We start from the raw sequence: 20,680 nt of genomic DNA on the forward strand, positions 1-20,680 counted from the left end.
AACCATTCCTCCCGAAGATGGAGGGCCGGTCGCGTCACCCCGGACGCAAGCGGCATCCGGACCGACTGAGTTCGACTTGCATCTTCTGCTCGATCAAGTTGAGGGCTGCACGCAGTTGGCCCACCCCTTACCTACCCACGGTAGGTTTCCGGCTGCCGCAGCCAGACTTCACTGATCGTCGGGAGAGCGGGGACGGCGTGCCAGAGTCGTTCAACGGGCACCTCGCTGGTGACCGCGATGGTTGCTGAGTGCAGGAGTTCACCGACGCCGGGACCGACGAAGGTGACCCCGGCCACGGTGCCGCAGTCCAGGTCGACCAGCATGCGAGCCTTACCGCGGTATCCCTCCGCGTACTGGACTGCGCCGGCGACGCCGCCGATGTCGTAGTCCACCACCTTGGCCTGGCGCCAGGCGCGCTCCGCTTCCCGAGTGGTCAGGCCGATGGCCGCGACTTCCGGGTCCGTGAAGATTACTTGCGATACAGCCGCGCTGTCGGCGGTTGCGACGTGTGCGCCCCACCTGTCGTCGAGCGGCACACCATTGGCGCGAGCTGCGATCACGGCGCCCGCAATGCGAGGCTGAAAGCGCCGGGCAGAAGTGATGGCCGTGAACCCACGCAACACCTACCCTACGTGCCCCGAATGCGGGCACACAGCGAAGGAGAACCGGCCCACACAGGAGAAGTTCCACTGCGTCGCCTGCGCCCACACTGCGCACGCCGACACAGTCGGGGTTCTCAACCTACGGGCCGGGCTGGTCCGTCGCAAAGCCCAACCGGCATGGCGAGAAGCCCGATCCTCAGGGCGGGGAGGAGTCACTGCTTGGGGCCGACGTGGCTCACAGGCAGTACCGAACGAGCCACTCGTCGGCGTTGTATATGTTCTTCGCCGGGTCCGGCACCGTGGCCACCTGTTCTTCGACCATCTCCTCGGAGAGGATTCGCTTCGGCAGCTCGCTGAACCGGGCGCGGCGGGCCGTTTCGGCAGGGCCGGGGCTCTGCTGCGCAGGTTGCATTTGCATCGTCTCCTCAGGAGCTTGGTGACGGCTCCTGGTCGGTGGCGGGGGCACGGCCAACTAGGGCTGGCTGGGGTCCGCCGCGGTAGCCGCCCAGCGGGCGGTGCTTCTGCGGCCGGTCTGGGGCCGGCCGGAGGGGCTCAGCCCCGATAGGAGTCCTTGCTGGCGGCCACGAAGGCCTCGACGCGTCCGGGTGACGCGACGTGGCGGGCAATGCGGTCGTCGTGGCCTGCTTGGTGCAGTCGGGCCATCGTGATGAGGTGCTGGGCTGTGTGAGGGGGCGGGCTCAATGGGCCAGGTCGTGGTCATTGGCGGTCATCGGTGTGCCTTTCAGGCGTGGCGGTGGTGGAACGACCGGGTCTGGGGTTACGGATCAGGCGGCGGCTGCGGTGCGCCGCCGCATCAGGCGGGGGCGCAGGCCGAGCAGGACCGCAGCGATGGCGGTCCACAGGGCGAGCGTGATCAAAGGGCCTGCTGCGTGCGCGCCGTTGAAGTAGCTCAGGTCGGTGATGGTGCGGACGGCCGCGCCAGGTGGCAGTAGTGCGGAGATGGCTCGGGCCGCAGCGGGCAGCAGATCAGCGCCGATGATGGCGCCGCTGGTGGCGTTGCCGACGGTGAGGAGCACAAGGGTGGCGACCGGGACTCCGATCGGGCCGAGGTAGGTGCCGAGAAGTTTGGTGGTGAAAGCGGCCGCAGCTGCCAGGAGGGTGAGAGTGAGGACCAGCGGGACGAGCGGAGCCGGGACCGCACCCATAATGGGGCCGGCGATGATCGCAGCGACGGTGCCGATGGCCACGGAGGCGCCGGCCAGCAGCCAGAACCGCTGACGCAGGTTCAGGACACCGGTCAGGCCGAGAGCGTTCGAGCCGAGGACGAAACCGGCCAGTGTCACGCCGAAGGCCATGTAGAAGCCGGCCAGCCCCCGGGCGTCGAAGTGGGTCAGGGGGACGACGTCCTCGGTGGTCACGTGCTTGCCCGCACCGTGGGCATAGGCGTCGACGAGATTGTTCACGGCCGATGTGGTGGACGTGCCGACTGCTCCTGCGATCTCCAGGCGCAGCCGGCCCGGGCCGTCGGTGCTGAGCGCCGCGACGACGTCGTGGCGCTCCAGTGCGTGGCGCGCTGCCTCGGCGTCAGTGACTGGGTGGACCTCGAGGTTGTCGCCGAGGGCCTGGTGTATATCGCCCGGCAGGTCCGGTCCGGTGACGGCGATGGGGACCTGATGGGGCTGGGGGTCGCGCTGGAGGCCGACGTAGCAGGCGATGAAGGCCGACACGACGACCAGGGCGATCAGAGTCGGCTGGAGCCAGGCCCTCACCGGCGGGCGGTGGCGGGCGGCGTCGTGGGGCTTCGGGGAGACTTCGGCCGCTGCGGAGAGTGTCGGCTCACGCACGGAAGCGGTTCCGATGGGGGTTTCCATGACAAGGCTTTCTGATGGAGGGGCGCGACGCTCGCGGGAGGGATCAGGCGGAGGTATGCACGCGGACCATTAGGAGTATATGCTCGTATTTACCCGATGGCAAGGGCGGGCAGTTTGGGGCGAACCTGTCACCCCGCTGCCGACCGCTGATCCCCGGGCGGCCCTATCGCGTACGAGTATCTGCTCCTATTGTGGGTGGGGAAGCTCTGGAGGAGACCATGACCACTGCGCCGAACAGCCTCGGCGACTCGTGCAACAACCTGGCACTGCGCAAGGCGGCCCGGTACCTCGGCGCGACCTACGACAAGGCCCTGGCCCCGGTCGGTCTTCGTGCAACGCAGTTCAGCATCCTGCAGAAACTGAGTGTGCACGGAGAAATGACGATCACCAGCCTCGCCGAGATGATCGCCATGGACCGCACGACGATGGCCTCAAACCTCAAGCCCCTCGCGCGCGAGGGCCTGGTAACCGTCGAGCCATCGGCAGCCGACCGTCGCGCACGGATCGTCACCATCACGCCGGACGGCCTCTCCCGAACGAAGGCGGCAGTACCACTGTGGAAAGCCGTGCAAGCCCAGTTCGAGGAGAACTTCGGCGCCGACGACGCAGCCCAACTGCGCGCATCCCTCCAAGCCGTCCTCCGTACCGGATTCGAGCCCTGGGCGGAGTAGGGCACGACTCTTCTGGCGCTACCGAGGGCTGACTCTGGTCGCCCGGACGTCACCAGAGCGCCCGCGTACCACGCCGGGCGTGGCGGCCCCCTCCCAACCGGAAGCTGGCGGCAGGGACTCGCGCTGTGCAGCCTGAACAGGCAGAACACCGCACTGTGAGCTGGGCACCTCCAGGCAGCCCGAACCGGCACCGGCTGACAGCACGTCGTCGCTTCAGGCTTGGGAGATGGGCATGTCCAGCGAGACTGTCTTGCCCCGACCGTTTGGTGCGCCGCCGCCCGGGGCAGCCGGCCGACGTTGCAGGAGATGCGCCCCCTATAGATTGCGCCCCTGTAGATATAGATAGAGCGTGTTTCAAAATCCCGTTGCCTGCAGTGGCTGCTGCATACGATCCTCCCGGCATGGACCTTCCACAGCAGGTGATCGAACTGGACGACCTCACGCTGCGCGCATTCAACGGCGAGGCGGACCTTCCGGAGCTCTTCCGGGTCATTGAGGAGTCGCTGGAGCACCTACGCCCGTGGATGCCCTGGGTTGCTGAGCACAGCCTGGGCAGGACGACCGACTTCCTGGCCGGCCGCGCGGAGCGCTGGGCGAGCGGTGATGAGTTCACCTACGCGATCGTGTTGGACGGGGCCATCGTCGGCGCCTGCGGACTGCTCCGGCGTGACGACACCCCGGACAATGCCCGCGAGATCGGCTACTGGCTGCACCCCGCCGCCACCGGCCGTGGCGTGGCCACCCGAACCGCCCGCGCCTTGGTCGAACAGGCCTTCCGCTTTCCCGGCATCGGCTATGTCGAGGTCGTCCACGACCCGGCCAATGTTGCCAGCGGCGCCGTCCCGGCCCGCCTCGGCTTCACCGAGCACCTCCGCCGCCCCGCCGAGCGCCTCGCCCCGGCCGAGACCGGCGAGGTTCAGATCTGGCGACTGACTCGCCGCCAGGCGGGGACCCTGACTGCCGCTGAGGCTTGTTGACGGGCACGGGCGGGAGATCCGGAGCGGCGCTGGCGATCTCCTCGGCGTCCTTCGGCCGTGCCGGCTCGGAGGCACGCTTTGGCCGTGTGAGGGACTGGGGCCGAACCGGCGACGCTTCGACGTTGCCCCTTGGGGGCGGGCGTGATCAGGCGGTGCCACGGGCACCCGAAGTGTCATGGGAACTCTGAAGCAGTGGGAACAGGCGCTAGAACGCTGGCAGGACGCCTTGGTCGCGAAGTTCGTCCACAGCGAACCGGTCGAGCTGCTCGACAAGCTCCGGGGCGAGTGCGACAACCACGTGGTGGTGTGCAGCCAGACCCGAGTGGTGGCGCCCAACGCGTACGAGGTCGAAATTGACTCCAGCCTGCACAAGGAACTGGCCCGGCATGTGCGGCAGGTGGGGCAGGCGCTCATGGACAGTCTCGCGCGGCATGGCGAGAGCCGCGGCTACGAATGGGCCGGCCCGCTGACGGTACGCGTGACGGCGGCGGTCCATCTGCCCAACGGCCGGTACCGCATCGCCTGCCGCCCCATGCCCCATGTCCGCGCCGATGCGTTCCCTTCGGCGAGGGAGTAGGCGCCCGGCGCGGTCGAACGCTTCGGGCCAGACCCGACCGTGCCGAGGCGCCCCTGCCTCGTACGTAGTTCGTGCCTGTGCGGCTCCCACCCGCCAGGGGGTGGGAGCCGCACAGGCACGAACTACGGGTTCGTTTTCTTCCCTGTGGGGTTTCGCGCCAGCCGTCAGGCGTGCCGGTGGGAGCGCCTGTTTCCGGTGATGAGCCGGTAGAGGGCGAGCAGGATCAGGGAGCCGACGATCGCCGCGACCCACGTGGAGAGATCGAAGAAGCCGTCGATCGAATCGACGCCGAAGATGACCTTGCCGAGCCAGCCTCCGAGAAGGCCGCCGGCAATACCGATGAGCATGGTGATGATGATGCCGCCGGGGTCCTTGCCAGGCATCAGAAGCTTGGCGATCGCTCCGGCGAGCAAACCGATGAGTATCCAGGCGATGATGCCCATGATGATCGTCTCCGGTCTCGGGGATGTAGGGCTGAGTTCAGTTATCGTCTGCGCCGGGAAAGCGGCTTCAAACCTTCCGGTCAGGGCAACTCCGGGTGCGAAGGCCGGCCGGCGGCAGGACAGCCCGGTGTCCTCGCCCGCTCACCGGCTTGCCGCCGGCAGGGCATCGACCAGGGCGTCCACATCCTGGACCCCCGCCGACTCGCGGGGCCGGACGCGAGAAGATTCCGTCCAGGTCCTCGCTCTCGTGCCGCTGTTCGTTCTCGTTGTGGGCTGCGGCGAGGATCAACTCCAACTGTAGGTGAGGCGACTGGCGCGAAGTAATGGATGTGCGCCGGGCGGGGTTGGGCCGCAGGGCCGTTCGGGTGCTCCGGACACCCCCTGATACGGGCGGACATCGGCGGGCCCCACCGGCACTGCGTCGAAGCCTGCACGGACCGGCGTGACATAGGTCCCGCCGGTGAGAGATCGACTCCGCCGCTACTGATCGGTACCGTCCACGGGAACAGCGGATGCCGATCCCGGCAGCCGGAATGACATCGCCACCTTGGGGCCGCGCGCCCGCAACACGACAGGGGACATTGATGTTCCGCAAGGTATTGGTCGCCAACCGGGGCGAGATCGCGATCCGCGCCTTCCGCGCGGCGTTCGAGCTCGGCATCTCCACCGTGGCCGTGTTCCCCTACGAGGACCGCAACTCGCTCCACCGGGCCAAGGCGGACGAGGCCTACCAGATCGGCGAAAAGGGCCACCCGGTGCGGGCTTATCTCTCGGTCGACGAGGTGATCAAGGCCGCGCGCAAGGCCGGTGCCGACGCCATCTACCCCGGATACGGCTTCTTGTCGGAGAATCCCGACCTCGCCGCCGCGTGCGCCGAGGCCGGGATCACCTTTGTCGGGCCCCCCGCCTCCGTACTGCTCCTCACGGGCAATAAGTCCCGCGCGGTGGCGGCCGCTCGAGAGGCAGGGGTTCCGGTACTGAAGTCGTCGGAGCCGTCCACGGACGTGGACACGCTGGTCGGCGCCGCCGACTCCATCGGGTTCCCCCTCTTCGTCAAGGCCGTCGCAGGCGGCGGCGGGCGAGGAATGCGGCGCGTCGCCGAGCCCGCCGAGCTGCGGGAAGCGATCGACGCGGCGATGCGAGAGGCGGAGTCGGCGTTCGGAGACGCCACCGTCTTCCTGGAGCAGGCCGTCATCAACCCGCGCCATATCGAAGTGCAGATCCTCGCCGACGCCCATGGGAATGTCGTCCACCTGTACGAGCGGGACTGTTCGCTGCAGCGCCGCCACCAGAAGGTCGTCGAGATCGCGCCCGCGCCGAATCTCGACCCGGAGCTGCGTGCGCGCATCTGCGCCGACGCCGTCGCGTTCGCCCGGCACATCGGGTACGTCAACGCGGGCACCGTGGAGTTCCTGGTCGACGAGCGCGGCAACCATGTCTTCATCGAGATGAACCCCCGTATCCAGGTGGAGCACACGGTCACCGAGCAGGTCACCGGACGGGACCTGGTGATCGGGCAGCTGCGGATCGCCGCGGGAAAGACGCTTCCGGAACTGAACCTGACGCAGGACGACATCGCCCTCACGGGCACGGCCCTGCAGTGCCGTATCACCACAGAGGATCCCGCCAACGGTTTCCGACCGGACACCGGCACCATCTCCGCGTACCGTTCCCCGGGCGGCCCCGGCGTACGGCTCGACGGCGGCACTGTCCACACCGGCGCCGAAGTGTCCGCCCACTTCGACTCGATGCTGGTCAAGCTGACCTGCCACGGCCACGACTTCGCCAACGCCGCCCGCCGCGCACGGCGTGCGATCGCCGAGTTCCGTATCCGCGGAGTCGCTACCAATCTGCCCTTCCTCGGCGCCGTGCTCGACCACCCCGCCTTCCGCGAGGGCCGTATCACGACGAGCTTCATCGCCGAGCATCCGGAACTGATCCGGGCGCGCCCCTCCGCCGACCGCGGAAGCCGCATGCTCACCTATCTCGCCGAGACGACCGTCAACCGTCCCCATGGCCCGCGTCCGCAGGTCATCGACCCGGCCGCCAAGCTCCCTCCCGCCTCACTGGGCAGCCCGCCCGCCGAAGGGTCCCGGCAGCGCCTCGCGGCACTCGGGCCGGAGGCGTTCGCAGCGGAGCTGCGCCGGCAGCGGGCCGTCGCGGTGACGGACACGACCTTCCGCGACGCGCACCAGTCCCTGCTGGCCACCCGGGTGAGGACGCGCGATCTGCTCGCCGTCGCCCCGTATGTCGCCCGCACAGCGCCGGAGCTGCTGAGCCTGGAGTGCTGGGGCGGCGCCACCTACGACGTGGCCCTGCGCTTCCTCGCCGAGGATCCCTGGGAGCGGCTCGCGGCCCTGCGGGAGGCGGTGCCCAACATCTGTACGCAGATGCTGCTGCGTGGGCGCAACACCGTCGGCTACACGCCCTACCCCGTCGAGGTGACCGAGGCCTTCGTCGCCGAGGCAGCGGCGACCGGAATGGACATCTTCCGGATCTTCGACGCGCTCAACGACGTCTCGCAGATGCGTCCCGCCATCGATGCCGTACGGTCCACCGGCACCGCGCTGGCCGAGGTCGCCCTGTGCTACACCGCGGACCTGTCGGACCCGGCCGAACAGCTGTACACCCTCGACTACTACCTACGCCTCGCGGAGCAGATCGTCGAGGCCGGCGCGCACGTACTGGCCATCAAGGACATGGCCGGGCTGCTGCGCCCGCCCGCCGCCCGCACCCTGGTGACCGCACTGCGCGAGCGCTTCGACCTTCCGGTGCATCTGCACACCCATGACACGGCGGGCGGCCAGCTCGCGACGCTGATCGCCGCGATCGACGCGGGCGTTGACGCCGTCGACGCCGCCGTCGCCTCGATGGCGGGCACGACCAGCCAGCCGTCCCTGTCGGCGCTCGTCGCGGCCACCGAGCACACCGAGCGCGCGACCGGGCTCTCGCTCGACGCGGTCGGGGGACTCGAGCCGTACTGGGAAGCCATGCGCAAGGTCTACGCGCCCTTCGAGTCGGGGCTCGCCTCGCCCACCGGGCGCGTCTACCACCACGAGATCCCCGGCGGACAGCTGTCGAACCTGCGTCAGCAGGCCATTGCGCTCGGCCTCGGCGACCGCTTCGAGCTGATCGAGGACTGCTACGCGGCCGCCGACCGGATGCTGGGCCGGCTGGTCAAGGTGACTCCCTCCTCGAAGGTGGTGGGCGACCTCGCCCTGCACCTGGTCGGAGCCGGGGTCCAGGCGGCCGACTTCGAGTCGGACCCCGGCAAGTTCGACGTACCGGACTCGGTGGTCGGTTTCCTGCGCGGCGAGCTGGGCGAACCGCCCGGCGGCTGGCCCGAGCCGTTCCGTACGCGCGCACTCCAGGGCCGCCCCGCGCAGGCCGAGACCCCGACGCTGTCGGACGAGGACCGCGAGGGACTGGGCCGGGACCGGCGGGCGACGCTGAACCGGTTGCTGTTCCCGGGCCCGACCAAGGAGTTCGACGCCCACCGCGAGGCGTACGGCGATACGTCCGTACTGCCCACGCAGGACTTCTTCTACGGCTTGGAGCCGGACACCGAGCACACGGTCACCCTGGAGGCCGGTGTCACGCTGCTGATCGAGCTGGAGGCGATCTCCGAGGCCGACGAGCGGGGCTTCCGTACGGTGCTGGCCACGCTCAACGGTCAGCTGCGCCCGGTGCCGGTGCGGGACAAGTCCGTCGCCACTGAGGTCAAGGCCGTGGAGAAGGCCGAGCCCGGCAACGACCGGCATGTCGCCGCGCCGTTCGCGGGCGTGGTGACGCTCCAGGTGGAGGAGGGCTCTTCGGTCTCGGCGGGTCAGACGGTGGCCACCATCGAGGCGATGAAGATGGAGGCGTCCATCACCGCCCAGTGCGCGGGCACGGTCGCGCGGGTGGCGATCGGGAAGATCCAGCAGGTCGAGGCGGGCGATCTGCTCATCGAGATCGGCTGACGTCTGCTTCGTGCGTGCGTACGCGGCCGGCCCGGGAGAGGTTTCCCGGGCCGGCCGCCCCCGTACGGGGAGTCGGTTGGCCGTCAGACTTCGGCGTCGTGGATACCTCGCCCAGCTCGCGGCCGGACTTCGGCGCATCGCGAAGACGTCTTGAGGCCGCAGGCGCCCTTGTGGCATGGAGTTCGTGATCGCCGGAGCGGTTCCTTGTGCTGCGTCGGCGGCCGTAAGGGGTGACCGTTCCCACGGAGGTGCGCCGGCGTGGTCGGCCGCGTGCACTTGGTCCGTTTCACGAAAGTTTCATGCCCTGGGCAGGGGCCTCGATCAGGGCTCTGCCCGTCGCGGAGCCGAGGGGCGCCCAGCCGCTGTCTGCCGTCCTGAACCGCGGTCTGCCGCCTCTGTCGCACCCGCTCAGCTGGGCCGGGCAGATCTGCGACGCTCTGGCCGCGGAGCATGCCGTCGGTGTGGTTCAGGCCCCTGAGGCACCGGGCGCGGACGAGGGAGGGATGATGGGCGTATGCGCATCCGCATCGACGCCGTCGACCTGCCCGGCCTCACCTGCCCGGCCCCCGCCGACGGCAACGTTTCCGCGTACGGCAACATCCACGTCGCCGTGCAACGCCGCGACCGTCCGGCCGAACTCCTCGACCCGCAGCCCGGCGACGCCAAGTCGGCAACCTGGACCCTGGAGTGCACCGCGATCGCCTCGCCGACCGGCACCGACGTCAAAGGCCCATACGTGCAGGACCGTCTGGGCCGCCGGTTCATCTACCTGTCGTGGGGCACGGTCGACGAGTCGGGCGTCTTCACCATGTTCCGCCGCGCCAAGCTCATGCTCGACGTCGTCCCCGCCGAGGTGCTCGCCGCCGCCGCTCGCGACGGCCTGCTGGTCGCACGCCTCGGGCTGACCGACGCGTGCGGCAACCCCCTGTGCGCACGGGTCGTGCCCCCGCACATCACCTGGACCGCCGAACCCGCCGAACGGAGCGCTGCGGCAGGCCCGACTTCCGGCGGGTGAGCCCCGGCCGACCGTCGTTGGCCGGTTGGGGCATTCGCAGGTGGGGGTGCTCCCGGCGCTCCGCCTCGGCCGGCGCGGCTGTGCCCGTGGCCGGCTCCTCGGCGAACTGGGAGGAGCAGCCGACCAGTTCCGGCATGGTGAAGTCCGCCGTGAGTACGCGCGGCAGCGTGGAGACCTGATTCGGGGCCAGGCCGGAACCGAACCGGAGCGCGCGCCAGGTCGAAGGCAGTCCTTCGCGCGCCGCGGCTGCGCCTGTGCTCGCTGAGGCACGGGTGAGGGGCTGGTGCTTGCGGGCGCAATGAGGCCGTGGGCGCGCCCCACGATCTCCGAGCCCGCCATCTACGGGGACATCCCGGCCACCGATCACGCCTACACCTGGCTCTACGAAGTCCTCGCCCGGCTCCATCTCGCCGATCGCCGCGCACGCCGGGCGGGCTCTGACACAGGCAGGCGCCTCCCGAACTGATCTGACCGCCACAACACCGGCGTGCGGCGGCGAGCGGCGCCGCACGCCGGGAGAGGGCCCCACGAAGACCGGCGGGACCCCGACTGCAGCAGCGCGTACTCGGTCCTCAGCATTCATCCTGTCGCCCCTATGTGCGACTCCGTCTTGTGTGTGCGAAGAAATGTGCAGAAGCGTTGTTACCGGGATCCTGTCCGCCGACCGGATGATGCGTCGGGTGGTGCAACCGGTGGTGCGCCGGAGCGTGTAAGGGCTTGCTGTTGATCGTTGAACGGATCGGTGTAGCGGTCAGTGAAGTCCGGGCCACGCCTGTCCCATATGTGTGACCGATACAGGTGCCTGTTACGGAAATGTCCGTACCCGGTAACGCGGTTGGGTTGGCGTGCCGCCGGCCGCGGCGACGCCGCAGAGTTTGGGTCCTCGGTCCAGCACGGGCCGGGAACCCGCACCGCACCACCAGCTCTTATCGGCTTGTGGAGCACTGTTCTTGAGGAGACGTCACCATGTCTGCTTCTCGCACCGCCCGCCGTATCGCCGCGACCGCCCTTGCGGCCGGCGCCCTCCTCTCCGCCGTCGCCCTGCCGGCCTCGGCCCACGACAACAACCGCGACCACCACCAGCAGTCCCGGGTCGAGATCAGCGACGTGCAGGCCGACAGCCCCGGACGCGACAACGGCACCAACCGGTCCCTGAACGCCGAATGGGTCGAGATCACCAACAGCACCCGCCGCAGCGTGGACCTGGACGGCTGGACCCTGCGCGACGAGGACGGCAACCGCTACCGCTTCGACGATGTCCGCCTCGCCGGCCGCGCCACCGTCCGCATCCACACCGGCGCCGGCCGCGACACCCGCACCGACCTCTACCAGGGCCGCCGCACCCACGTCTGGGACAACCACTCCGACACAGCGACCCTCCGCGACGACCGGGGCCGCACCATCGACACCGAGTCCTGGGGCCGCGGCCACCACAACCACCACTGATCCAGCCGGTTACGGCCGTCCGGCCGTCGACACCGGACGACCCAACCCTCCATGAACCCTGTGCCCCGGGCAGCCTGACCTGCCCGGGGCACACCCACGACCTGACCATGGACCAGGCTGCGGACGAACCCGGCATCACAGCGGTCGGGGTGCGCTTCACCGGGTACCTCGGTGACCAGGGGACAGGTAATGCGCGGGGAGCCCCTGCGGCTTGCTGGATCCCGGGCGGTGTTGCTGCTGACGGGACTTGGGGGCGGTCGTCCCATGGGGGACCCTTCTGGGCCGACGTACCGCCGTACGCGGCGCGCCGCCGCTCCGCGAGGAGGTTGTCCGTCCACAGCGGACGATGAAAGGCAAGGAGAGTACCCACTCCTTGCCACTCTCAACGTATAGCGCACCAGGGGGCTTGCGGCAAGACCCGGGTCGTGCCGCAGAATTGTCGACCAAGGCCAGGACCTGCGGAAATGACAGATTCGCGAAGTGCGTGTGTTGTCGACGCATGGGTTGCGCGAGAACGTCGAACCGTCGGTGGGACTCGCGGTGCGGCTGCGGGGACTCGGCGCGGAGGTGCGGGTGTGCGTGCCGTCGGACTGCGCGGAGCTGCTGGCCGAAATCCAATCTCGTTGAATGGGGGCTTTCATGATTGACGTGATCGTGGTCGGCGGCGGACCGACCGGCTTGATGCTGGCCGGCGAGCTGCGACTGCACGGCGTGCACGTGGTCGTGCTGGAGAAGTTGACCGGGCCGACCGGGGAGTCCCGCGGGCAGGGCCTGCACGCGCGCAGCGTCGAGATGATGGATCAGCGCGGCCTGCTGGACCGGTTCCTCGCGGTCAGTGAGAAGTTCCAGGTCGGCGGTCTCTTCGGCGGCATCATGAAACCGTGGCCGGACCGGTTGGACACGGCGCACCCGTACGGCGTCGCCACCCCGCAGCCGGTCACCGAGCGGCTGCTCAACGAGCGCGCCGTCGAACTCGGTACCGACATCCGGCGCGGCTGCGAAGTGGTCGGGCTGAGCCAGTCCGATGACGGGGCCGGGGCCGGGGTGACCGTCGAGCTGGCGGACGGTACGCACCTGCGCTCGCGTTACCTCGTCGGGTGCGACGGCGGCCGCAGTGCCGTGCGCAAGCTGCTCGGCGTCGGTTTCCCCGGCGAGCCCGCCACGGTCGAGACGCTGCTGGGCGAAATGGAGGTGACCGAGGATCCGGCGACCATTGCCGCCGTCGTCGAGGAAGTCCGCAAGACCCAACTGCGGTTCGGCGTCGGCCCCAACGAGGACGGGGTGTGCCGCGTTGTCGTGCCCGCCGACGGGGTGGCCGAGGACCGTGCGACCGCGCCGACCCTGGAGGAGTTCAAGAAGCAGCTGCGGGCGTTCGCGGGCACCGACTTCGGCGTGCACTCGCCGCGCTGGCTGTCCCGGTTCGGCGACGCTACCCGGCAGGCCGAGCGCTACCGGGTAGGCCGGGTGCTGCTGGCCGGCGACGCGGCGCACATCCACCCGCCGACCGGCGGGCAGGGGCTCAACCTGGGCGTGCAGGACGCGTTCAACCTCGGCTGGAAGCTGGCCGCAGTGGTCATCGGCTGGGCACCGGAGGGGCTGCTGGACAGCTACCACGCCGAACGGCACCCGGTGGGCGCCCGCGTGCTGGACAACACCCGCGCGCAGATCACGCTACTGGGGGCCGATCCGGGTGCGACCGCGCTGCGGGAGCTGTTCTCGAAGCTGATGGACTTCGAGGAGGTGAACCGGTATGTGACCGGGATCATCACCGCGGTCGAGGTCCGCTACGACTTCGGCGAGGGCCATGAACTGCTCGGCCGGCGGATGCGGGACGTGGGGCTGAAGCGGGGTCGTCTCTACGAGCTGATGCACGGCGGCCGCGGGCTGCTGCTCGACCAGACCGGCCGGCTGTCGGTGGCGGGCTGGGCAGATCGGGTTGACCACGTCGTCGACGTCAGCGAGGAACTGGACGTGCCCGCCGTGCTGCTGCGGCCGGACGGCCACGTGGCGTGGGTCGGTGAAGATCAGCAGGAACTGCTCAGCCGGCTGCCAAAGTGGTTCGGCGCTGCGTCAGCTGAGCGCGCAGTTGCGGCCCGAAAGGGTGGAGCCTTGATCGAGACGCTGGACTAAAGGCCGTCGGCGACGACAGGGGCGGGCATCTCCAGGACTTGCTCACGGCTCGCTGCGGTCCGGGTCGGCGGTCGCGGGGCCCCTAAGGCAAGTTGGTCAAGTTCCGGGTGGTCCGGCCTCCGCCGGCTCACTGCCGCGTGTCTTGGCCCGGGCCTTGTTGTCGAGGTGTCGGTGTTGGTGGCGCGGGTGACGCCGAAGTCGTCGGCTGACGTGCGCCGACGGCCGGGAGACGCAGGTCACATCCGTCCATGTCACAGGGGGCCGGGCTACCCCGTCTCAGGTGTGTAGCCACTGACGACCACAGAGGAGCACACACCATGGACGCACGGCTCAGCTACTTCACCGACCCGACCGCCGGCAAGGTCCTCAAGTACGTCATGTCGGCGGGCAAGGCGCTCAAGGACTCGCCGCTGCCGGCCGCGACGCAGGAGCTGGTGGCGCTTCGCGCAAGTCAGATCAATGGCTGCGCCGTCTGCATCGACATGCACACCAAGGAAGCTGCCGCTGCCGGCGAGACCTCGGTGCGGCTGAACCTGGTCGCGGCGTGGCGGGAGGCCACGGTCTTCACCGAGGCCGAGCGTGCCGCGCTGGAGCTGGCAGAGGAGGGGACCCGGGTCGCGGATGCGGCCGGTGGGGTCAGCGACGAGGTGTGGGCGTACGCCGCCAAGCACTACGACGAGGAGCAGCTCACCGCCCTGGTAATCCTGGTCTCCTTCATGAACATGGTGAACCGGCTGAACATCCTCACCCAGCAGCCGGCCGGCAACTACGAGCCCGGGCAGTTCCACTGAACGGCATCAGCAACTGGCTCGGGGTCCGTCTGCGGGCTCCGGGCCCCCGGGCTCGGGGGCGTTACTCCGGCCCGCCGCTGGTCCGGATGATCACCAGAAGATGTCTGCGCCGGCGAGTACGGCCGGGTGGGAGGGCTTCAAGGGGAGGGGATTCGGCGTGAGCAAGGTCGAGGAGTTCGAGGAGCTGCGGCCGCTGCTGTTTTCGATTGCCTATCGGATTCTGGGCAGTGTGGGTGAGGCCGAGGACGCGGTGCAGGAGACATGGCTGCGCTTTGACGGCTCGGCGACCCGGCCCACGTCGACCAAGGCTTTTCTGTCGGCCGCGGTGACGCGGATCTCGATCGATGTGCTGCGCTCCGCGCGGGTGCGGCGGGAGGAGTACGTGGGCCCGTGGTTTCCCGAGCCGCTGCTCGCCGACCCTTATGAGGATCCGGCGCGATCGGTGGAGCTGGCCGACTCGGTGTCGATGGTGGCGCTGCTGCTGCTGGAGCGGCTCAGCCCGCTGGAGCGGGCGGTGTTTGTGCTGCGGGAGGTATTCGGCTTCGGGTTCGACGAGGTCGCCGCGGCGGTGGGGCGGTCGGAGGCGGCGTGCCGGCAGCTGCTGGTGCGGGCGCGGCGGCATATGGAGGCTGGGCGGCCGCGCTTCGAAGCGGTCCGCAAAGAGCGGGAGGAACTGGCGTCGCGGTTCTTCGACGCCCTCCGCGAAGGCGACGTCGCGGGCCTGCAGGACCTGCTCGCCGCCGACGTATCGATGGTCGGCGACGGCGGCGGCAAGGCACCGCAGCTGGCCAGGGCCGTCATCGGCGCCGAGAACGTGGCCCGGCTGCTTGCCTCCGTCTTCCCCCGGATGGCCCGGATCGACGTGACGTTCGAGCCGCACGAGGTCAACGGCCAGCCGGGCGCGATCTTCCGCGACCGGGACGGCAAGGTGCTCCACACCCTGGCGCTCGATGTACTCGACGGGCAGATCCAGGCGATCCGCTCGGTGATCAACCCAGACAAGCTCGGGCACTTGGGCCCTGTAGCGGACGCCTGGGCAATCGACCGCGAAGTAAGACAGGCACGCCGGCCCACGCAATAGCCGCAACAGCCGACCGCACCTCGAGCCCCCTACAAGCAGCTCAACACCTTCACCGGTAGGAGCACTTCGCCACCCCGGGGGATGAGGCAAGGAGGACGGCTGGGGAACGCCCACACTCCGTGGCGTTCCCCAGCCGCAGTCGGGCTGAGAGAACCGAGGTCACCCAGGCGGGTCGTGCAGCGCTCGAAGGTCCCCACGGCCCTCCCGAGCCGTGGGGACCTTCCCCCGCCGGGTCGAGGTCGCTCGTCCACCATCTCCTGGCGCGACATCGCGGACTTCGCCCGATGGGCGGCCCGGCACCAGGGTGCCGAAGGGATCCAGGACCCCACCGACTACCAAGCCCTGTACCGCTGGTCCGTCACCGACCTGGAAGGGTTCTGGGCCACGGTGCGGGAGTACTTCGACATCGACGCGACGACTCCGTACGAGCGGGTGCTGGCCGAGGAGGCCATGCCCGGCGCCCGCTGGTTCCCCGGCGCCACCCTCAACTACGCTCACCACGCGCTGCGCAACCTACAGCCGGACGCTCCCGCCATCACCGCCCTGGACGAGACCGGAGCCGGCTACGAGATCACGGGCCGGGAGCTGCGCTCCCGGGTCGCCTCCCTCGCCGCCACCCTGCGCGACCTGGGCGTCGGACAGGGCGACCGGGTGGTGGGCTACCTGCCCAACACCCCCCACGCCGTCATCGCCTTCCTCGCCACCGCCAGTCTGGGCGCGGTGTGGTCGGTGTGCGGCCAGGACTACGCACCCAAGGCCGCCGCCGACCGCTTCGCCCAGCTCGAACCCACGGTCCTCATCACCGCGGACGGCTACCTCTTCAACGACACCACACACGACCGCCGGACCGCCTCGCTCGAACTGGCCGCCGCCCTGCCGACGCTGACGGCCACGGTGCTCGTGGACCACGTGGGCCTTGCCTGGCCCGAGGGCGGGCACCCGGGGCTGACGGTTCCCTGGGAGGACGCCGCCGCCCGCACCGAGTACCTCACCATCGTCCCGGTGCCGTTCGACCACCCTTTGTGGGTCGTCTTCTCCTCCGGCACCACCGGCCTGCCCAAGGGCATCGTCCACGGGCACGGCGGGGTCCTGCTCGAACACCTCAAGATGCTCGGCCTGCACACTGATCTGGGCACCGGGGACCGCCTGTTGTGGTACACCACCACCCACTGGATGATGTGGAACCTGGTCGTCTCCACCCTGCTGACCGGCGCGACCACCTGCACCTACGACGGCAGCCCGGCGCCGCTCGCGCGACCGGACATCCTGTGGGAGCTGGCGGCCCGCCACAAGGTCACCGTCTTCGGCACCAGCCCTCAGTACCTGCTGGCCATGAGCAAGCTGGGCATCGAACCCTCCGTGCACGACCTGTCGGCCGTCCGCGTCATCGGCTGCACCGGCTCCGCTCTGCCCGCCTCCGCCTACCCCTGGGTCCGTGACCATGTGGGCCCCGGTGTCCAGCTGGCCTCCACCAGCGGTGGCACGGACGTCGTCTCCGGCTTCGCCGGCAGCGCCTCCACGACCCCCATCTGGGCGGGGGAGCTGTCCGCCCCCGGCCTGGGCGTGGCGCTGGCCGCCTACGACGCGACCGGCACCCCTGTCCTCGACCAGGTCGGCGAACTGGTCCTCACCCGGCCCATGCCGTCCATGCCGCTGTACTTCTGGAACGACCCCGACGGCAGCCGCTACCGCGACGCCTACTTCGGCGCCTACCCGGGCGTGTGGCGGCACGGCGACTGGATCACGCTCACCTCGCACGGCTCGTTGATCGTCCACGGCCGCTCCGACGCCACCCTCAACCGCAACGGCGTCCGCCTGGGCAGTGCCGACATCCACGATGTCGTCGAGCGCCTCCCCGAGATCACCGAGGCCCTCGTCATCGGCGCGGAGGAATCCGGCGGCGGCTACTGGATGCCGCTCTTCGTGGTCCTCGCCGACGGGGTCGGCCTGGACGATTCCCTGCGCGAGAAGATCCGCGACGCGATCCGCGCCGGCGCCTCGCCCCGCCACGTCCCCGACGAGATCCTCGCCGTACCGGCCCTCCCGCACACGAAGACCGGCAAGAAGCTCGAAGTTCCCGTCAAGCGCCTGCTCCAGGGCGCCCCCGCCGAGCAGGTCCTGAACCCCGCGGCGGTCGACAACCCTGACCTGATCGCCTACTTCGCCCGCCTGGGCGCGGAGCGGAACAAGCGGTCAGCAGACCACACATGAGTCGGCCAGGGGCCACAGGCCGACGTGACAACACCGGGTCCTTGTGCCCCGCCCGGCTCCGCAAACCCCGTCCCCACCGCATGGTGCCGGGGCGGTCAACCCGCCCCGGCACCACACCATCCGCACAACCGAAGTAAGAGAGAGACCATGAGCATGACCGACCGCGAACCGCAGGCCCTCGATGTCCTTGAGGACGCCGGGCGAAAGGTGCTGTTCACCGAGGCCCGCACCGCGAACACCTTTGCCGCAACGGCCGTTGCCGACGACGAGCTCGCCATGATCTGGGAGCTGGCCCGCTGGTCGCCGAGCGCCGCCAACGGTCAGCCTCTGCGTGTGCTCTTCGTGCGCACCGGCGAGGGCAAGAAGCGACTGGTCCGGCATCTCGATGAGGGCAACAGGGTCAAGACGCTCAGTGCGCCGGCCGTGGCGATCCTGGCGTACGACGTCGACTTCCACGAGCAGATGCCGACCGTCTTCCCGGCCCGCGGCGACATGCTGCGCGCGGCGTTCGCCGACCAGACGGAGAAGCGCGAGAGCCTCGCGGCCTACAACTCGGCACTGCAGACCGGGGTCTTCCTGCTCGCGGTACGCGCGGCGGGGCTGGCGGCCGGTCCCATGGCGGGCTTCGACAGGGCCGGCGTGGACGAGGAGTTCTTCGCCGGTACCAGCTGGCGCTCGCATCTGGTGGTCAACATCGGTCACCCCGGCGCCGACCCGTGGTTCCCTCGGCTGCCCCGCGTGCCCGTCGAGGACGCCGTCGCCTGGGGCTGACGGCACTGACGCCACCTGGTCGCGCGGGATCCGAAGTCCGAGCGGCCCGAGAGTGGTCGGCGTAGTGGTAGGAGGTGCTATGCCATGGGCGCCGGTGCTCTCCTGAGTACCAGCGCCCATTCTTCGCCCCTGCCCGAGGTGGCTGTGATGGGTTTTCTGGAAGCGACCGTCCTCGTAGCGGCCATCAACAAGTGGCGGCGGCCAGGGTGAACAAGAGGTGCCCCGTATTAGACGGGGAGTGCCTGAAGGGGCAGCTCGATGGGACGTAGGCGAGGAGCGCGCGGGATACGGCGGCGCCGACCGTCAAGGCGCGCTCTCTGTGTACGGGCCATGAGAAGCAGGATCAGGAGGAAGAGCGCGAGGCATGCCCACGCCTGTGGGCCTAGTTGAGATCCCAGGCGTACGCGATGCCCTCCATGCCGAAGAGTCCGGCTAACGCGGCCCAGCTGATCAAGCGGCGGGCTGCGTCCCGGCCGCGCCGCCACCAGTCGCCCGCGACACCGAACAGGGGCCCCGCCACGAAGGCCATGCCGAGCCATACGAGAGGGAAGAAAAGGTCCCCCCTGCCGTCACGTCTGAGTTCGGCGTATCCGTAGTACCCGACGATCAGGATGATCTCCTCGCCGAGGCCGCCGAGCGCGGCCTGCGCCAAGGGACCCTGCCGGTACAGCGGTGCTCCGGCGGCGAACGCGACAGCGGACCAGACGGCGTCGGAGTTGGCGATCTGGCTCCATGCTCCAGAAAGCCATCCGTGTGGACCAGGCTGGTGGGCACACCGAGCAGCAGGCCGCCACTGGTTGCCATCACCGCACGGCCGCCCCAGACGCGCAGTCTGCTCCTCAGCGCGGGCAACTGGGTGGGAGTGGTGGTCGTCATCGTTGCCCGCATGCGGCGAGCAGATGGATCTTGCGGCCCGTGGCCCTGGCCGCTCCGCGCAGGGTCTTGCCGTCGACCGCCACTGCGTGCAGCTGACCGTCGGCCCCAGCGCGCCGGTCGGCCGGCCAGCGGCCCACCGCCCGGTCCAGCGCGTCGCCGTCGATGCGGCCCAGCAGCCGCCGCACCGTCGCCTCCGCCGGCAGGCACCGCTTCGGGGACAGCGGATCGGGCCGTACGCCAAGGCGCTCCAGGACGGACGGCGGGGCGTCGGTGATCCACTCACCCCCCGCCAGCAGGGAGGTCGCTCCGGCCAGAACCGCGCACGGGGTCAGCGCGAGCACGACGACCAGAGCGTGCCGTACGCCGCGCGGATCGCGAGGGTCGGGCACCTCGGCCAGTCGCTCCAGCAGGCCCGGGACCTCCTCGGGCACGGCCCCGGGATGCTCGCGGAGTTGGTCAAAGGCAGGCGGGATCGGCGATGATGCGTCGGCAGGCACGGTCCTCCACTCGGATCACGGGGCGTCGAGAACTCCATGATCTTGGAAGGGCACGTCATCCGCCTGCGGCGTCCTCGGCCTCCCAGCGCAGCAGGTCGCCCGGCTGGCACTTGAGCACCTCGCAGAGCGCGGCGAGCGTCGCGAAGCGCACCGCCTTGGCGCGGCCGTTCTTGAGTACCGCCAGGTTGGCGGGCGTGATCCCTACGCGGTCCGCGAGCTCGCCCACGGACATCTTCCGCCTGGCCAGCATCACGTCGATGTCGACGGCGATCGGCATCAGATCACCTCGTCCAACTCGGCCTGCATCTGCGCCGCTTCGACGTCGCGCGCGACGGCCTGGGCGAGCAGCATCCGCAGCACGAGCACGATGAGCGCGACCCCCAGGATGGCCACGCCAACCCCGCCCATGATGACGGTGACGCCCGGGTCGTCCCGCTGGCCCGGCGCATTGATGACCGTGACCGCGAACCACACGAGGGCAGCCGCCACGATCGCGCCGATCACGCCGTCCACGTACCGGAAGGCGGCGTGGGAGAACACGGTTCCGCGTCGCACCATCGCCACCAGCCGCCATACGCAGACCAGGGCGACCTGGACCGACGCCATTCCCAGGATCGTGATCACGCGCAGCGGGGTCAGCGGGAGCGACCCGTCCTCCGGGTCGGTGGCCAACGCCCACACCATCAATGCCTGTACGAACACAGTGCCGGCGAGCACCACCACGAGCACGACGCGCAGCGCACGCACTGTCAGCTTTCCCATGACCCATCCTTCCATCGAGTTGCGATGGTAATCTAT

20 protein-coding genes and 2 pseudogenes are annotated in these 20,680 nt (G+C 69.7%); 14 read left to right on the top strand and 8 right to left on the bottom strand.

Going from position 1 to position 20,680, the window contains the following annotated elements:
• Positions 1-131: 131 nt before the first annotated feature.
• Positions 132-581, bottom strand: a pseudogene (locus J7E87_RS31945) (pyridine nucleotide-disulfide oxidoreductase); the annotation flags it as partial.
• Positions 582-600: 19 nt separating this feature from the next.
• On the opposite strand from J7E87_RS31945, the pseudogene J7E87_RS36630 reads away from it, so the two are divergent.
• Positions 601-687: pseudogene (locus J7E87_RS36630) on the top strand (RNA-guided endonuclease TnpB family protein); the annotation flags it as partial.
• A 150-nt stretch (positions 688-837) separates the two neighbouring features.
• Here the strand turns inward: J7E87_RS36630 and J7E87_RS31955 are convergent.
• Both J7E87_RS31955 and J7E87_RS31960 read right to left on the bottom strand, forming a co-directional pair.
• A complete protein-coding gene (locus J7E87_RS31955) occupies positions 838-1,014 on the bottom strand; it encodes a hypothetical protein (RefSeq protein ID WP_215098117.1) in 177 nt (58 codons plus the stop codon).
• A 373-nt stretch (positions 1,015-1,387) separates the two neighbouring features.
• Positions 1,388-2,434 (bottom strand): hypothetical protein, encoded by a 1,047-nt coding sequence (locus tag J7E87_RS31960; RefSeq protein ID WP_215098118.1) that lies wholly within the window; start codon positions 2,432-2,434, stop codon positions 1,388-1,390.
• Positions 2,435-2,652: 218 nt separating this feature from the next.
• Here J7E87_RS31960 and J7E87_RS31965 point away from each other — a divergent pair, with 218 nt between their 5' ends.
• The 3 genes from J7E87_RS31965 (at position 2,653) to J7E87_RS31975 (ending at position 4,659) form a co-directional block, all read left to right on the top strand.
• The gene (locus tag J7E87_RS31965) at positions 2,653-3,105 is read left to right on the top strand and encodes a MarR family winged helix-turn-helix transcriptional regulator (protein ID WP_215098119.1); all 453 of its coding nucleotides are present in this window, start codon (positions 2,653-2,655) and stop codon (positions 3,103-3,105) included.
• A 401-nt stretch (positions 3,106-3,506) separates the two neighbouring features.
• Complete coding sequence (locus J7E87_RS31970) at positions 3,507-4,082, top strand: GNAT family N-acetyltransferase (RefSeq protein WP_215098120.1); 576 nt, start codon at positions 3,507-3,509, stop codon at positions 4,080-4,082.
• A 175-nt stretch (positions 4,083-4,257) separates the two neighbouring features.
• Positions 4,258-4,659: a DUF3662 domain-containing protein gene (locus J7E87_RS31975; RefSeq protein ID WP_215098121.1), complete on the top strand. Its 402-nt coding sequence runs from the start codon at positions 4,258-4,260 to the stop codon at positions 4,657-4,659.
• Positions 4,660-4,823: 164 nt separating this feature from the next.
• Here the strand turns inward: J7E87_RS31975 and J7E87_RS31980 are convergent, their stop codons facing one another.
• Complete coding sequence (locus J7E87_RS31980) at positions 4,824-5,102, bottom strand: GlsB/YeaQ/YmgE family stress response membrane protein (RefSeq protein ID WP_215098122.1); 279 nt, start codon at positions 5,100-5,102, stop codon at positions 4,824-4,826.
• Between the two features lie 584 nt (positions 5,103-5,686).
• On the opposite strand from J7E87_RS31980, the gene J7E87_RS31985 reads away from it, so the two are divergent.
• The 10 genes from J7E87_RS31985 (at position 5,687) to J7E87_RS32030 (ending at position 18,509) form a co-directional block, all read left to right on the top strand.
• Positions 5,687-9,064 carry a pyruvate carboxylase gene (locus J7E87_RS31985; RefSeq protein WP_215098123.1) on the top strand — a complete coding sequence of 1,126 codons (3,378 nt, stop codon included), beginning with the start codon at positions 5,687-5,689 and terminating at the stop codon, positions 9,062-9,064.
• A 514-nt stretch (positions 9,065-9,578) separates the two neighbouring features.
• A complete protein-coding gene (locus J7E87_RS31990) occupies positions 9,579-10,079 on the top strand; it encodes a DUF5990 family protein (protein ID WP_215098124.1) in 501 nt (166 codons plus the stop codon).
• A 298-nt stretch (positions 10,080-10,377) separates the two neighbouring features.
• A complete protein-coding gene (locus tag J7E87_RS31995; RefSeq protein WP_215098125.1) occupies positions 10,378-10,545 on the top strand; it encodes a hypothetical protein in 168 nt (55 codons plus the stop codon).
• A 500-nt stretch (positions 10,546-11,045) separates the two neighbouring features.
• On the top strand, positions 11,046-11,525 hold the full coding sequence (locus J7E87_RS32000) for a lamin tail domain-containing protein (protein WP_215098126.1): 480 nt from the start codon (positions 11,046-11,048) through the stop codon (positions 11,523-11,525).
• A gap of 480 nt (positions 11,526-12,005) precedes the next feature.
• Positions 12,006-12,152 carry a hypothetical protein gene (locus J7E87_RS32005; RefSeq protein WP_215098140.1) on the top strand — a complete coding sequence of 49 codons (147 nt, stop codon included), beginning with the start codon at positions 12,006-12,008 and terminating at the stop codon, positions 12,150-12,152.
• A 12-nt stretch (positions 12,153-12,164) separates the two neighbouring features.
• Positions 12,165-13,655 carry a rifampin monooxygenase gene (gene rox / locus J7E87_RS32010; protein WP_215098127.1) on the top strand — a complete coding sequence of 497 codons (1,491 nt, stop codon included), beginning with the start codon at positions 12,165-12,167 and terminating at the stop codon, positions 13,653-13,655.
• 317 nt (positions 13,656-13,972) lie between these two features.
• Positions 13,973-14,446: a carboxymuconolactone decarboxylase family protein gene (locus J7E87_RS32015; RefSeq protein WP_215098128.1), complete on the top strand. Its 474-nt coding sequence runs from the start codon at positions 13,973-13,975 to the stop codon at positions 14,444-14,446.
• A 157-nt stretch (positions 14,447-14,603) separates the two neighbouring features.
• On the top strand, positions 14,604-15,527 hold the full coding sequence (locus J7E87_RS32020) for an RNA polymerase sigma-70 factor (RefSeq protein WP_215098129.1): 924 nt from the start codon (positions 14,604-14,606) through the stop codon (positions 15,525-15,527).
• Positions 15,528-15,779: 252 nt separating this feature from the next.
• Complete coding sequence (locus J7E87_RS32025) at positions 15,780-17,738, top strand: acetoacetate--CoA ligase (RefSeq protein WP_215098139.1); 1,959 nt, start codon at positions 15,780-15,782, stop codon at positions 17,736-17,738.
• A 147-nt stretch (positions 17,739-17,885) separates the two neighbouring features.
• The gene (locus J7E87_RS32030) at positions 17,886-18,509 is read left to right on the top strand and encodes a malonic semialdehyde reductase (RefSeq protein ID WP_215098130.1); all 624 of its coding nucleotides are present in this window, start codon (positions 17,886-17,888) and stop codon (positions 18,507-18,509) included.
• 382 nt (positions 18,510-18,891) lie between these two features.
• On the opposite strand, the gene J7E87_RS35680 is transcribed toward J7E87_RS32030, so the two are convergent.
• The 4 genes from J7E87_RS35680 to J7E87_RS32050 all read right to left on the bottom strand — a co-directional run bounded on the left by J7E87_RS35680 (position 18,892) and on the right by J7E87_RS32050 (position 20,644).
• The gene (locus J7E87_RS35680; protein ID WP_251018321.1) at positions 18,892-19,494 is read right to left on the bottom strand and encodes a DUF6518 family protein; all 603 of its coding nucleotides are present in this window, start codon (positions 19,492-19,494) and stop codon (positions 18,892-18,894) included.
• Entirely contained in the window at positions 19,382-19,816 is a 435-nt protein-coding gene (locus J7E87_RS32040; protein ID WP_308313155.1) for a transposase family protein, read from the bottom strand. The genes J7E87_RS35680 and J7E87_RS32040 overlap by 113 nt, the downstream gene beginning before the upstream one ends.
• Positions 19,817-19,937: 121 nt before the next feature.
• Entirely contained in the window at positions 19,938-20,159 is a 222-nt protein-coding gene (locus J7E87_RS32045; protein ID WP_010981499.1) for a helix-turn-helix transcriptional regulator, read from the bottom strand.
• Positions 20,159-20,644 (bottom strand): DUF2975 domain-containing protein, encoded by a 486-nt coding sequence (locus J7E87_RS32050; protein WP_215098132.1) that lies wholly within the window; start codon positions 20,642-20,644, stop codon positions 20,159-20,161. Before J7E87_RS32050 ends, J7E87_RS32045 begins: the two co-directional genes overlap by 1 nt.
• Between the last annotated feature and the right edge of the window lie 36 nt (positions 20,645-20,680).

It is taken from the genome of Streptomyces sp. ISL-1 (assembly GCF_018614585.1).
GTDB lineage: Bacteria > Actinomycetota > Actinomycetes > Streptomycetales > Streptomycetaceae > Streptomyces > Streptomyces maoxianensis.

Excerpts from the sequence above, each read along its gene's own strand:
- J7E87_RS31955 (WP_215098117.1), bottom strand. The coding sequence starts at position 1,014 with ATGCAACCTGCGCAGCAGAGCCCCGGCCCTGCCGAAACGGCCCGCCGC.
- J7E87_RS31960 (WP_215098118.1), bottom strand. The coding sequence starts at position 2,434 with ATGGAAACCCCCATCGGAACCGCTTCCGTGCGTGAGCCGACACTCTCC.
- J7E87_RS31965 (WP_215098119.1), top strand. The coding sequence starts at position 2,653 with ATGACCACTGCGCCGAACAGCCTCGGCGACTCGTGCAACAACCTGGCA.
- J7E87_RS31970 (WP_215098120.1), top strand. The coding sequence starts at position 3,507 with ATGGACCTTCCACAGCAGGTGATCGAACTGGACGACCTCACGCTGCGC.
- J7E87_RS31975 (WP_215098121.1), top strand. The coding sequence starts at position 4,258 with ATGGGAACTCTGAAGCAGTGGGAACAGGCGCTAGAACGCTGGCAGGAC.
- J7E87_RS31980 (WP_215098122.1), bottom strand. The coding sequence starts at position 5,102 with ATGGGCATCATCGCCTGGATACTCATCGGTTTGCTCGCCGGAGCGATC.
- J7E87_RS31985 (WP_215098123.1), top strand. The coding sequence starts at position 5,687 with ATGTTCCGCAAGGTATTGGTCGCCAACCGGGGCGAGATCGCGATCCGC.
- J7E87_RS31990 (WP_215098124.1), top strand. The coding sequence starts at position 9,579 with ATGCGCATCCGCATCGACGCCGTCGACCTGCCCGGCCTCACCTGCCCG.
- J7E87_RS31995 (WP_215098125.1), top strand. The coding sequence starts at position 10,378 with ATGAGGCCGTGGGCGCGCCCCACGATCTCCGAGCCCGCCATCTACGGG.
- J7E87_RS32000 (WP_215098126.1), top strand. The coding sequence starts at position 11,046 with ATGTCTGCTTCTCGCACCGCCCGCCGTATCGCCGCGACCGCCCTTGCG.
- rox (WP_215098127.1), top strand. The coding sequence starts at position 12,165 with ATGATTGACGTGATCGTGGTCGGCGGCGGACCGACCGGCTTGATGCTG.
- J7E87_RS32015 (WP_215098128.1), top strand. The coding sequence starts at position 13,973 with ATGGACGCACGGCTCAGCTACTTCACCGACCCGACCGCCGGCAAGGTC.
- J7E87_RS32030 (WP_215098130.1), top strand. The coding sequence starts at position 17,886 with ATGAGCATGACCGACCGCGAACCGCAGGCCCTCGATGTCCTTGAGGAC.
- J7E87_RS32045 (WP_010981499.1), bottom strand. The coding sequence starts at position 20,159 with ATGCCGATCGCCGTCGACATCGACGTGATGCTGGCCAGGCGGAAGATG.
- J7E87_RS32050 (WP_215098132.1), bottom strand. The coding sequence starts at position 20,644 with ATGGGAAAGCTGACAGTGCGTGCGCTGCGCGTCGTGCTCGTGGTGGTG.